Raw genomic sequence first — 12586 nt, 5'->3', positions numbered from 1 at the left:
CCCTTGTGACGATCCGCGTCCTGTTGGTCGACGATCAGCCGCTGCTGCGGACCGGCTTCCGGATGATTCTGGAGGCGGAGCAGGACATCGCGGTGGTGGGTGAGGCCGGCGACGGTCTGCAGGCGCAGGAGCAGGTGCGCGCGCTGCAGCCGGACGTGGTGCTGATGGACATCCGGATGCCGCGGATGGACGGGGTGGAGGCGACCCGGCAGATCACCGGCCCGGGGCGGGACGGTCCGGCGAAGGTACTGGTCCTGACGACCTTCGACCTGGACGAGTACGTGGTGGAGGCGCTGCGGGCGGGGGCGAGCGGCTTCCTGCTGAAGGACGCTCCGGCGAACGAGCTGGTGCAGGCGATCCGTGTGGTGGCGGCGGGCGAGGCGATGCTGGCCCCGTCGATCACGCGCCGGCTGCTCGACAAGTACTCGGCGCATCTGCCGACGGGCGAGGAGCAGGTGCCGGACACGCTGAACACCTTGACCGACCGCGAGGTGGAGGTGCTGAAGCTGGTGGCGCGGGGCCTGTCGAACGCGGAGATCGCGGCGGACCTGTTCGTCAGCGAGACGACGGTGAAGACGCACGTGGGCCATGTGCTGACGAAGCTGGGTCTGCGGGACCGGGTGCAGGCCGCGGTGTACGCGTACGAGAGCGGTCTGGTGCGGCCGGGGGCCGGCGGCCAGTAGCGATCGGCCGTGGGTGCGGCGAGGGCCCGGTGCGCGTGGTGCGTACCGGGCCCTCGTGCGTGGGGACGGGGGTGTCAGCCCTTGCGGATCTCCCAGAAGCGGAAGACGGTCGAGGCGTCGAGGGTCCATTCGAGGCCGGTGACGTCCTCGCGGGCGACGGCGTACTGCTTGCCCTGCCACAGCGGCAGCACCGGGAGCTCCTCGGCGACGAGGTCCTGGAGGCGTCCGTACTCGTCGGCGGTGCCGGCGCGGTCGGCGACGGCGGCGGTCTCGGGGAGGAGGGTGCCGGTGATGGTGCGGTTCTCGTAGTGGTTGCCGAGGACGTTGCCCTCACCGAAGAAGGGGCTGGTGAAGTTGTCGGCGTCGGGGTAGTCGGGGACCCAGCCCTTGACGTAGACGCCGTACTTGCCGGCGGCGATGTCCTTCTCGTACTGGTCGAAGGCGACGGACTTCACGTCGGCGTCGAAGAGGCCGCTCGCGTTGAGCTGTTCGGCGATGGCCTTGAGCTCCTGGTCGGTGGCCGGGCCGTAGCGGCTGGGCGTGGACCAGAGGGTGAGCTTCACCTTGTCGGTGATGCCGGCGGAGCGGAGGGCCTTCTTCGCCTTGGCCGTGTCGGGGGTGCCGTAGGCGTCGTAGAAGGCGGTGTTGTGTCCGGCGATGCCGGCCGGGACGATCGAGTAGAGCGGGGTGGCCGTCGACTTGTAGACGTTCTCGACGAGGGCCTCGCGGTCGACGAGGTGGGCGATGGCCTTGCGGACGCCGAGCTTGCCGACGACCGGGTCCTTCATGTTGAAGACCAGGTGCTGGACCTCGGCGCTGCTGCCGGTGACGACCTCGATGCCCTTGTCGGCCGTGGTGGCGGAGTTCTCCAGGGCGGAGATGTCGTCGGCGGAGAGGCCTCGGTAGGCGACGTCGATGTCGCCGTCGGTGAAGGCCTTGGCGAGGGCGGCGCGGTCGCCGCGGTACAGCTTGAGGGTGACGGCGCCGTTCTTGGGCTTGGCGTTGCCCTTGTAGCCGGGGTTGGCGGAGAACGTGGCCTCGGACTCGCCGAAGGAGTCCAGCTTGTACGGGCCGGAGCCGGTGGCCTTGCCGTCGGTGCGCAGCGCGTCGGCGGGGTAGTCGTGGTGGTCGACGATGGAGCCGGCGCCGGAGGCGATCTTGCTGGGGAAGGTGGCGTCCGGGACCTTGAGGCGGAAGACGACGGTCTTCTCGTCGGGGGTCTCGATGCTCTGGATGGTGGAGAGCAGCGGCGCCGGGCCCGAGGGGTCGGCGATCTTGAGGGCCCGCTCGAAGGAGTACTTGACGTCCTCCGAGGTGAGCTTGTTGCCGTTGGAGAAGGTGAGGCCGTCGCGCAGGGTGCAGGTGTAGACCTTGCTGCCCGCGGAGAACTCGCACTTGTCGGCGGCCTCGGGCTCGGGCTCGGAGCCGCCCTTGGGGAAGGCGAGGAGGGACTGGAAGACGTTGTTGAACAGCAGCCAGGAGCCGGGGTCGTAGCCGGCCGCCGGGTCGGTGGCGAGGATCTCGTCGGACATGCCGACGCGTATCCCGTCTCCGGAGCCTCCGGAGCCGCTTCCCTGCTCGGTGCCGCAGCCGCTGAGGAGGGCGGCGGACAGGCCCGCGGCGAGCGGGGCCGTCAGCCACTTGTTTCGTGCCTTCACAGAACTTGCCTCTTGATCTCTTGTCAGGCCGGCCGCGCAGGGGCGCGCGGCCGGGACAACGAAGGGGTCAGGCGGTGCCGCGGCCCAGTTCCCACAGCAGCAGGTCGGAGGAGGTGTTGAGGGCGTACTCGACTCCGTTGAGGTCGTCGCGGGCGGCGACGTACTGCTTGCCCTGCCACAGGGGCAGGACGGGGACGTCCTTGGCGACGATCTTCTGGATCTGCGCGTAGACGGGGCTTGCGGCGTTGCGGTCGGCCTGGCGGCGCGAGCGCGGGATGAGCTTCTCGCGAACGGTCTTGTTCACGTAGGGGGTGTTGAGGAAGTTGTCGCTGTCGAGGAACGGCGCGATGTAGTTGTCGGGGTCCGGGTAGTCCGGGAACCAGCCGAGGCCGTAGACGGCGTAGTCGCCGCGCTTCTGGGCCGTGCGGAAGGTGGACCACTCGGCACCCTGGATCTTGACGTCGAAGAGCTCGCTGGCGACGAGCTGCTTCTTGAGCGCCTCGAACTCCTGGGCGGTCTCGGCGCCGTAGTGGTCGGTGGTGTAGTTGAGGGTCACCTTGACCGGGGTCTTGACGCCCGCGTCCTTGAGGAGCTTGGCGGCGCGGACGGGGTCGGGCTCGCCGTACTCGTCGAAGAAGGGGGTGGCGTGGCCGGTGATGCTGGAGGGGATCAGCGAGTACAGCGGCTCCGCGGTGGGGCCGTAGACGAGGTTGACGAGGGCGCCCCGGTCGACGACGGAGGCCATGGCCTGGCGCACGGCCTTCTGCTCGACGGAGGGGGCGTCGGTGTTGAAGCCGAGGTACCGGATCTCCAGGCCGGGGACCTCGGTGACGCGGATGTTGTCCTTGGGCGTCTCGGTGAGGTCCTTGATCTGCTTCTGCGACAGGGAGCGGGCCATCATGTCGATGTCGTCGCGCTCCAGGGCGGCGCCCATGGTGCCGGCGTCGGCGTAGGGGCGCAGTTCGACCTTGTCGTTGCGCAGGGTGATGTCGCCCTTGTAGGCGGGGTTCTTGGTGAAGACGAAGCGGGTGGCCTTGTCGCCCTCGCGCTCGACCTTCATGGTGTACGGGCCCGAGCCGTCGACGTCGAAGCCGTCGCGGAGCTTGTCGGCGGCGTACTTGTCCTTGCTGAGGATGCCGGCGACAGGGGTGGAGAGCTTGTACGGGAAGGTCGCGTCGGGGGTCTTGAGGTGGAAGACGACGCCGTCGGTGCCCTGGGTCTCGACGGTGTCGATGTTCGCGAGGAGGGCGGCGGTGCCGTTGTCCGACTTGATCTTCAGGACGCGGTCGATGGAGTACTTGACGTCCTCGGCCGTGATGGGGGTGCCGTCGGCGAAGGTGAGGCCCTCGCGGAGCGTGCAGCGGTAGCTCTCGCTGGCCTTGTCGGAGAAGCCGCAGGTCTTGGCGGCCTCGGGGACGGGCTCGCCGCCGCCGCGGGGCACGTGCAGCAGGGTCTGCACGGTCTGGCGGAGGATGTTCCAGGCGCCGGTGTCGTAGGCGTAGGCCGGGTCGAGCGGAGCGGGTGCGTCCCCGGTGGCGATGAACTGGTCCGTGGTGCCGACGACGATCGATCGGCTCTCCTCGCTGCCGCCGCAGCCGGCGAGCAGGGGGACGAGCAGTCCGGCCACGGCCGGCAGCACCAGGGTCTTGCGGTTCATCAGGGACGATCTCCTCATCCGGCACTGGGGTACAGCGGTCAGTGGAACTCCGCCGCCTGCCGCCCGGTCGGGGCGGGAGCGATCGGGCCGGGTGTTGCGATCGGTCCTGTGTTCACGGCGACTTGGGTGTGCGCCGGTGCACGCGGTTATGCGGCGAAGTACTCGCGAAAGATTAATGGGCGGAGCCGGTATCCCTTGACCGGGGCCGCACGGGGGCGTAATCGAAGAGTGATCATGAATGCGCCGGACTCGATAACCATGCGCCGGACGTTGCGGACGACGGTTAACCAATCAGGACACAGGGGGCGTCGAAACATCCGCTTTTGAGACAGGGGACGAGAACGGGCCACCCGCCGTCCGGCACTCTGGGTGACCAAGGTCACTCAGGTGCTTTTCGGTGAATGGCCCGCTCTCTTCGGCCGGACTTCAGCCGGATCGCTTTCCTCAGATAAAGCTCAAATTCCCGTGATCAAGGTACGCAGGAACGGTACGTCGACCTCTTCCAGGGAGCGCACGACGACCCGGCCCGGGGAGGGCGCGATCGGGGCGACGGAGGGCACCGCGACGACCCGGCAGCCGGCCGCCTCGGCGGCCGCCACACCGGTCGCGGTGTCCTCGATGACGGCGCAGAGCACGGGGTCGGCGCCCACGCCCCGGGCGGCCGTCAGGTACGGCTCGGGGTGCGGCTTGGTGCGCTCGACCTCGTCGCCGGCGACCGTGAGGGCGAAGCGGTCGCGGCCGAGCGAGCCGAGGACCCGGTCGATGATCCGCCGGTGCGAGGCGGAGACCAGGGCGGTGGGGATGGAGTGCCGGGCCAGCTCGGCGAGCAGTCGCTCGGCGCCCGGCATGAGGGGCACGCCCCGGTCGATGCGCTGCTCGAACTTCTCGTTGAGCAGGACGGTGAGCTCTTCGAGGGTGATGTCGGCGCCGGTGGACTCGATGAGGTAGCCCGCGCTGCGGGTCATCGGGCCGCCGACGACGATGTCCCGCCAGGCCTCGTCCAGCCGGTGCCCGAGGTCCGCGAAGACCTCGACCTCGGCGTCCCACCAGAACCCCTCCGTGTCGACGAGGGTCCCGTCCATGTCGAGGAAGACCGCCTGCAGGGCGGAGCTGCCGTTCGTACGGAACAGGGACGCGGGGACCGTACTGGTCATCCGGCACACCTCCATGGAGGGACGAGAAGGCCGGTCATCCTCCCCGGTACGGGGAGGATGACCGGCCTGCACTGGACCGACAAGTGTACGTCGCGATCAACGGGAAAGCGCGTATTTACCCTGCGGCGTCACCGCGCGGTCACCGTGCGTTGAAGTACTTCGCCTCGGGGTGGTGGATGACGATGGCGTCGGTGGACTGCTCGGGGTGGAGCTGGAACTCCTCGGAGAGGTGGACGCCGATCCGCTCCGGCCGGAGCAGCTCGGCGATCTTCGCCCGGTCCTCCAGGTCGGGACAGGCGCCGTAGCCCAGCGAGAAGCGGGCACCGCGGTACTTGAGGTCGAACATGTCCTCGACGTTCTCGGGGTCCTCCCCGCCGAAGCCGAGCTCCGCGCGGACGCGGGCGTGCCAGTACTCGGCGAGGGCCTCGGCGAGCTGGACGGAGAGGCCGTGCAGCTCCAGGTAGTCGCGGTACGAGTCGGACTCGAAGAGCTTGGCCGTGGCCTCGCCGATCTTCGAGCCGACGGTGACGACCTGGAGGCCGACGACGTCGGTCTCGCCGGACTCCTCCGGGCGGAAGAAGTCCGCGAGGCACAGGCGGCGGCCGCGGCGCTGGCGCGGGAAGGTGAACCGGGTCCGCTCGTTGCCCGCCTCGTCCAGGATGATCAGGTCGTCGCCCTTGGAGACGCAGGGGAAGTAGCCGTGGACGACGGCCGCCTCCAGGAGGTTCTCGGTGTGGAGGCGCTCCAGCCAGCCGCGCAGCCGGGGCCGGCCCTCGGTCTCGACCAGTTCCTCGTACGCCGGTCCGTCGCCGGCCCGGTTCTGCTTGAGGCCCCACTGGCCCTTGAAGAGCGCACCCTCGTCGAGCCAGGAGGCGTACTCCTTGAGCGGGATGCCCTTGACGACGCGGGTGCCCCAGAACGGCGGGGTGGGCACGGGGTTGTCGGTGGCCACGTCGGAGCGGCCGCCGGGCTCCGGCTCCTCGACCTGGAGGGCCGCGGTGGCGCTCTTGGCGACGCGGCGCTGCTTCAGCTCGGGGAGCACGGCTCCGGGGACGCCGCGCTTGACGCCGATGAGCGCGTCCATGAGGCGCAGGCCCTCGAAGGCGTCCCGGGCGTAGCGGACCTCGCCCTGGTAGATCTCGTGGAGGTCCTGCTCGACGTACGCGCGGGTGAGGGCGGCTCCGCCGAGGATCACGGGGTACTTGGCGGCCAGCTCGCGCTGGTTCAGCTCCTCCAGGTTCTCCTTCATGATCACGGTGGACTTCACGAGGAGGCCGGACATGCCGATGACGTCGGCGTTGTGCTCCTCGGCGGCTTCCAGGATCGCGGAGACCGGCTGCTTGATGCCGATGTTGACGACGTTGTAGCCGTTGTTGGAGAGGATGATGTCGACGAGGTTCTTGCCGATGTCGTGGACGTCGCCGCGGACGGTGGCGAGCACGATCGTGCCCTTGCCCTCGGCGTCGGACTTCTCCATGTGCGGTTCGAGGTGGGCGACGGCCGTCTTCATGACCTCGGCCGACTGGAGCACGAACGGCAGCTGCATCTGGCCGGAGCCGAACAGCTCGCCGACCGTCTTCATGCCGTCGAGGAGGGTGTCGTTGACGATGTCCAGGGCGGGCCGCTGGACGAGGGCCTCGTCGAGGTCGGCCTCCAGGCCGTTCTTCTCGCCGTCGACGATCCGCCGCTTGAGGCGCTCGTCCAGGGGCAGGGCGAGGAGCTCCTCGGTCTTGCCGGCCTTGAGCGACTTGGCGGTGGCGCCCTCGAAGAGGGCCATCAGCTTCTGCAGCGGGTCGTAGCCCTCGGCGCGCCGGTCGTAGATCAGGTCGAGGGCGGTGGTGACCTGCTCCTCGTCGAAGCGGGCGATGGGCAGGATCTTCGAGGCGTGGACGATCGCCGAGTCCAGGCCCGCCTTGACGCACTCGTCGAGGAAGACCGAGTTGAGCAGGATGCGGGCGGCCGGGTTGAGGCCGAAGGAGATGTTCGACAGGCCCAGGGTGGTCTGGACGTCCGGGTGGCGGCGCTTCAGTTCGCGGATCGCCTCGATGGTGGCGATGCCGTCCTTGCGCGACTCCTCCTGGCCGGTGCAGATGGTGAAGGTCAGGGTGTCGATGAGGATGTCGGACTCGTGGATGCCCCAGTTGCCGGTGAGGTCCTCGATGAGGCGCTCGGCGACGGCGACCTTGTGCTCGGGGGTACGGGCCTGGCCCTCCTCGTCGATGGTGAGGGCGATGAGGGCGGCGCCGTGCTCCTGGGCCAGACGGGTGACCTTCGCGAAGCGGGACTCGGGGCCGTCGCCGTCCTCGTAGTTGACCGAGTTGATGACGGCACGGCCGCCGAGCTTCTCCAGGCCGGCGCGCAGGACGTCCACCTCGGTGGAGTCGAGGACGATCGGCAGGGTGGAGGCGGTGGCGAAGCGGCCCGCGAGCTCCTCCATGTCGGCGACGCCGTCGCGGCCCACGTAGTCGACGCACAGGTCGAGCATGTGCGCGCCCTCGCGGATCTGGTCGCGGGCCATCTCGACGCAGTCGTCCCAGCGGCCTTCGAGCATGGCCTCGCGGAACTTCTTCGAGCCGTTGGCGTTGGTCCGCTCGCCGATCGCCAGGTACGAGGTGTCCTGGCGGAACGGCACCGTCTGGTAGAGGGAGGCGGCGCCCGGCTCGGGGCGGGGGGAGCGCTCGGGCGGGGTGATGCCCTGGACGCGCTCGACGACCTGGCGCAGGTGCTCGGGCGTGGAGCCGCAGCAGCCGCCGACCAGGGACAGGCCGTAGTCGCGGACGAAGTTCTCCTGCGCGTCGGCCATCTCGGTGGCCGTGAGCGGGAAGTACGCGCCGTCCTTGGTGAGCACGGGCAGGCCGGCGTTCGGCATGCACATGAGGGGCGTACGGGAGTGGCGGGCGAGGTAGCGCAGGTGCTCGCTCATCTCGGCGGGGCCGGTCGAGCAGTTCAGGCCGATCAGGTCGATGCCGAGGGGCTCCAGGGCGGTCAGGGCCGCGCCGATCTCGGAGCCGAGCAGCATGACGCCGGTGGTCTCGAAGGCGAGCGAGCAGATCAGGGGCACGTCCACGCCCAGGGCGTCCATCGCGCGGCGCGCGCCGATGAGGCTGGACTTGGTCTGCAGCAGGTCCTGGGTCGTCTCGACGATCAGGGCGTCGGCGCCGCCGGCCAGCAGGCCCTCGGCGTTCTGCTGGTAGCCGTCGCGCAGCACGTCGTACGAGATGTGGCCGAGGGAGGGCAGCTTGGTGCCGGGGCCGATCGAGCCGAGCACCCAGCGCTGGCGGCCGTCCTTCGCGCCGAACTCGTCGGCGACCTCGCGGGCGATCCGGGCGCCCGCCTCGGAGAGCTCGTGGATCCGGTCCGCGATCTCGTACTCGCCGGCGGCCGAGTGGTTGGAGCCGAACGTGTTCGTCTCGACGCAGTCGACGCCGACCTCGAAGTACGCCTCGTGCACCGAACGGACGATGTCGGGCCGGGTGACGTTCAGGATCTCGTTGCATCCTTCGAGGTTCTGGAAGTCCTCGAGGGTGGGGTCCTGGGCCTGGAGCATGGTGCCCATGGCTCCGTCGGCGACGACGACTCGGCTGGCGAGTGCCTCACGGAGGGCGGCGGCGCGGGTCCGGCTGTCAGCGGAAGGGGTCGGCAACGAGGCCATGGATGAGCTCCCTGGGATGCGACGGCTGTCGGCTTTGCACTCTCGGGGGGAGGGTGCACGGGGCCAGCGTAACCGCGCTTGAGCCGGGGTGGACAAGGCGTCCCACGGGCCGGACGGCATCCTGTGTGCGGGGACTCCCGGTCCTGCCCCTCCTTGACCGACACTGTGTGGTGTGACGCGAGGTCGGCATCGACCGATAGTGTTCAGCATTGTCGAACAGTGTGAGAAGGGTGAGGGGCCGGGCGATGGCGAAGAACATCCAGTCGCTTGAACGAGCGGCGGCCATGCTGCGACTGCTCGCGGGTGGCGAGCGCCGGCTCGGTCTGTCCGACATCGCGTCCTCGCTCGGGCTCGCCAAGGGAACGGCCCACGGCATCCTGCGCACCCTCCAGGCGGAGGGCTTCGTGGAGCAGGACGCGGCCTCGGGCCGCTACCAGCTGGGCGCGGAGCTGCTGCGGCTCGGCAACAGCTATCTGGACGTGCACGAGCTGCGGGCGCGCGCCCTGGTCTGGACGGACGACCTGGCCCGGTCCAGCGGCGAGAGCGTGCACCTGGGGGTGCTGCACCAGCGGGGCGTGCTGATCGTGCACCACGTCTTCCGGCCGGACGACAGCCGCCAGGTCCTGGAGGTGGGGGCCATGCAGCCGCTGCACTCCACGGCGCTCGGCAAGGTCCTCTCGGCGTACGACCCGGTGGCGCACAGCGAGGTCCTGGAGGTCGAGCGGGAGGCGTTCACGCCCCGGACGACCACGGAGCTGGGCGATTTCGAGTCGCTGCTCGACATGACGCGGGCCCGGGGCTGGGCGGCGGACGTGGAGGAGACCTGGGAGGGCGTGGCCTCGGTGGCGGCGCCGATCCACGACCGGCGGCGGATGCCGGTGGGCGCGGTGGCGGTCACGGGCGCCGTGGAGCGGGTCTGCCCGGGCGGGGAGCTGCGCCCGGAGCTGGTGGCGGCGGTGCGGGACTGCGCCCGCGCGGTCTCCCGGGACCTGGGGGCCGGCCGCTTCTGAGAGCCCGCACGGGCGCACCCCCGCCTTCCGTACGAGCGCACCCTTGCCTTACGTACGGCCGCACCCCTGCCCTCCCGTACGAGCGCGGCCCCGCCTTCCGCACGAGCGCGGCCCCGACCCGCCCGCACGAGCGCGGCCCCGACCCGCCCGTGCGAGCGCGGCCCGGCCACCCTCCGTACGACCGCGTGCGGCAGCCCGTACAGCAGAACCGAACCCGCCGGTAACGATCGCGTTATCGGCGGGTTTTTCACTTCCCAGACCCTTGACGCGCTGTTAACCCCGGGGCAAAACTTCCGTTCATCGGTCGGCATTGTCGAACACCTACCGGCAATCGCGCTAAGGTGTCACAGTGCCAAGGGCCGGCAACGCCCTCACACGAGGGCGCGGACCACCGGAGGGACCCGGGGTTCGCCTTCCCCTGGACGAAGGACAAAGGAGTCGCGGGTGCCCAGCTCCGACATCTTCCTCGGCGAGACCATCGGTACCGCCGTACTCATTCTGCTCGGCGGCGGTGTGTGCGCCGCCGTCACGCTCAAGAACTCCAAGGCCCGCAACGCGGGCTGGCTCGCGATCGCCTTCGGGTGGGGCTTCGCCGTCATGACGGCGGTCTACATGACCGCTTCCCTCTCGGGCGCCCATCTGAACCCCGCCGTCACGATCGCCATCGCGATCAAGGACGGGGACTGGAGCAACGTCCCGGTCTACATCGCCGGCCAGATGCTCGGCGCGATGATCGGCGCGGCGCTGGTCTGGGTGGCCTACTACGGCCAGTTCCAGGCGCACCTCACGGACCCGGAGACCGTCGGCGAGAAGCCGATCGAGGGACCCGGCCCGGTGCTCGGCGTCTTCTCCACGGGCCCCGAGATCCGTAACACCTGGCAGAACCTGGCCACCGAGATCATCGGCACCGTCGTGCTGGTCCTGGCCGTGCTCACCCAGGGCCTGAACGACAGCGGCAAGGGCCTCGGCGTCCTCGGCGCCCTGATCACCGCTTTCGTCGTGGTCTCCATCGGCCTCTCGCTCGGCGGCCCGACCGGTTACGCCATCAACCCGGCCCGTGACCTCGGCCCGCGCATCGTGCACGCCCTGCTCCCGCTGCCGAACAAGGGCGGCTCCGACTGGAGCTACTCCTGGATCCCGGTCGCCGGTCCGCTGATCGGTGGCGCCCTCGCGGCGGGTATCTACAACATCGCGTTCGCCTGAGCCGTCCTTCTTCCAGACTTCCCTTGGAGCACACCGTGACCGACGCACACACCTCCGGCCCCTTCATCGCGGCCATCGACCAGGGCACCACCTCCTCGCGCTGCATCGTCTTCGACAAGGACGGCCGGATCGTCTCGGTCGACCAGAAGGAGCACGAGCAGATCTTCCCGAAGCCGGGCTGGGTCGAGCACGACGCCGCCGAGATCTGGGCCAACGTCCAGGAGGTCGTCGCCGGCGCCCTGGAGAAGGGCAACATCACCGCCGCGGACGTCAAGGCCATCGGCATCACCAACCAGCGCGAGACCACGCTGCTCTGGGACAAGAACACCGGTGAGCCCGTCCACAACGCCCTCGTCTGGCAGGACACCCGCACCGACGCCCTCTGCAAGGAGCTCGGCCGCAACGTCGGCCAGGACCGCTTCCGCCGCGAGACCGGCCTGCCCCTCGCGAGCTACTTCTCCGGCCCGAAGGTCCGCTGGCTGCTCGACAACGTCGAGGGCCTGCGCGAGCGCGCCGAGCGCGGCGACATCCTCTTCGGCACCATGGACTCCTGGGTCATCTGGAACCTCACGGGCGGCGTCGACGGCGGCCACCACGTCACCGACGTCACCAACGCCTCCCGCACCATGCTGATGAACCTCCACACCATGACCTGGGACGAGAAGATCCTGCAGTCCATGGAGATCCCGGCCGCCGTGCTGCCGGAGATCCGCTCCTCCGCCGAGGTGTACGGCACGGTCAAGGGCGGCATCCTCGACGGCGTCCCGGTCGCCTCCGCGCTCGGCGACCAGCAGGCCGCCCTGTTCGGCCAGACGTGTTTCGCCGAGGGCGAGGCCAAGTCCACGTACGGCACCGGCACCTTCATGCTGATGAACACCGGCGACAAGATCATCAACTCCTACAGCGGCCTGCTGACCACGGTCGGCTACCAGATCGGCGACGCGAAGCCGGTCTACGCCCTGGAGGGCTCGATCGCCGTCACCGGTTCCCTGGTGCAGTGGATGCGCGACCAGATGGGCCTGATCAAGTCCGCCGCCGAGATCGAGACCCTCGCGTCCTCGGTCGAGGACAACGGCGGCGCCTACTTCGTGCCGGCCTTCTCCGGCCTGTTCGCCCCGTACTGGCGCTCCGACGCCCGCGGCGTCATCGCCGGCCTCACCCGGTACGTCACCAAGGCGCACATCGCCCGCGCCGTCCTGGAGGCCACCGCCTGGCAGACCCGCGAGATCACCGACGCCATGACGAAGGACTCCGGCGTCGAGCTGACCGCGCTCAAGGTCGACGGCGGCATGACCTCCAACAACCTGCTGATGCAGACCCTCTCGGACTTCCTGGACGCGCCCGTCGTGCGTCCGATGGTCGCCGAGACCACCTGCCTCGGCGCCGCCTACGCCGCCGGTCTGGCCGTCGGCTTCTGGCCGGACACCGACGCGCTGCGCGCCAACTGGCGCCGGGCGGCGGAATGGACCCCTCGCATGGACGCCGACAAGCGTGACCGCGAGTACAAGAGCTGGCTCAAGGCCGTCGAACGCTCCATGGGCTGGCTCGATGATTCGACCGAGGAGTAAT

Annotated in this window: 8 protein-coding genes; 4 read left to right on the top strand and 4 right to left on the bottom strand. The window is 69.7% G+C overall.

Annotation, left to right across the window (positions count from 1 at the left end; genetic code table 11):
* Positions 1-5 precede the first annotated feature (5 nt).
* Positions 6-683 carry a response regulator gene (locus tag GGE06_RS31890; RefSeq protein WP_030691890.1) on the top strand — a complete coding sequence of 226 codons (678 nt, stop codon included), beginning with the start codon at positions 6-8 and terminating at the stop codon, positions 681-683.
* A gap of 74 nt (positions 684-757) precedes the next feature.
* Here GGE06_RS31890 and GGE06_RS31885 read toward each other — a convergent pair whose 3' ends face one another.
* From GGE06_RS31885 to metH, 4 genes are all read right to left on the bottom strand, one after another.
* A complete protein-coding gene (locus GGE06_RS31885) occupies positions 758-2341 on the bottom strand; it encodes an ABC transporter substrate-binding protein (RefSeq protein ID WP_116161882.1) in 1584 nt (527 codons plus the stop codon).
* Between the two features lie 67 nt (positions 2342-2408).
* Complete coding sequence (locus GGE06_RS31880; protein ID WP_116161881.1) at positions 2409-3998, bottom strand: ABC transporter substrate-binding protein; 1590 nt, start codon at positions 3996-3998, stop codon at positions 2409-2411.
* Positions 3999-4453: 455 nt separating this feature from the next.
* Positions 4454-5152, bottom strand: a complete 699-nt coding sequence (locus tag GGE06_RS31875; protein ID WP_116161880.1) for an HAD family hydrolase — start codon at positions 5150-5152, stop codon at positions 4454-4456.
* A 139-nt stretch (positions 5153-5291) separates the two neighbouring features.
* Positions 5292-8804, bottom strand: a complete 3513-nt coding sequence (metH, locus tag GGE06_RS31870; protein ID WP_184932443.1) for a methionine synthase — start codon at positions 8802-8804, stop codon at positions 5292-5294.
* 245 nt (positions 8805-9049) lie between these two features.
* Here metH and GGE06_RS31865 point away from each other — a divergent pair, with 245 nt between their 5' ends.
* From GGE06_RS31865 to glpK, 3 genes are all read left to right on the top strand, one after another.
* The gene (locus tag GGE06_RS31865) at positions 9050-9814 is read left to right on the top strand and encodes an IclR family transcriptional regulator (protein WP_116161878.1); all 765 of its coding nucleotides are present in this window, start codon (positions 9050-9052) and stop codon (positions 9812-9814) included.
* Positions 9815-10258: 444 nt separating this feature from the next.
* Complete coding sequence (locus GGE06_RS31860; protein ID WP_184932442.1) at positions 10259-11017, top strand: MIP/aquaporin family protein; 759 nt, start codon at positions 10259-10261, stop codon at positions 11015-11017.
* Between the two features lie 35 nt (positions 11018-11052).
* Entirely contained in the window at positions 11053-12585 is a 1533-nt protein-coding gene (gene glpK / locus GGE06_RS31855; protein ID WP_116161876.1) for a glycerol kinase GlpK, read from the top strand.
* Position 12586 lies beyond the last annotated feature (1 nt).

The sequence above is a fragment of the Streptomyces nymphaeiformis genome (genome assembly GCF_014203895.1).
Taxonomy (GTDB): Bacteria; Actinomycetota; Actinomycetes; order Streptomycetales; family Streptomycetaceae; genus Streptomyces; species Streptomyces nymphaeiformis.
This window is presented reverse-complemented; position numbering and strand designations above follow the sequence as displayed.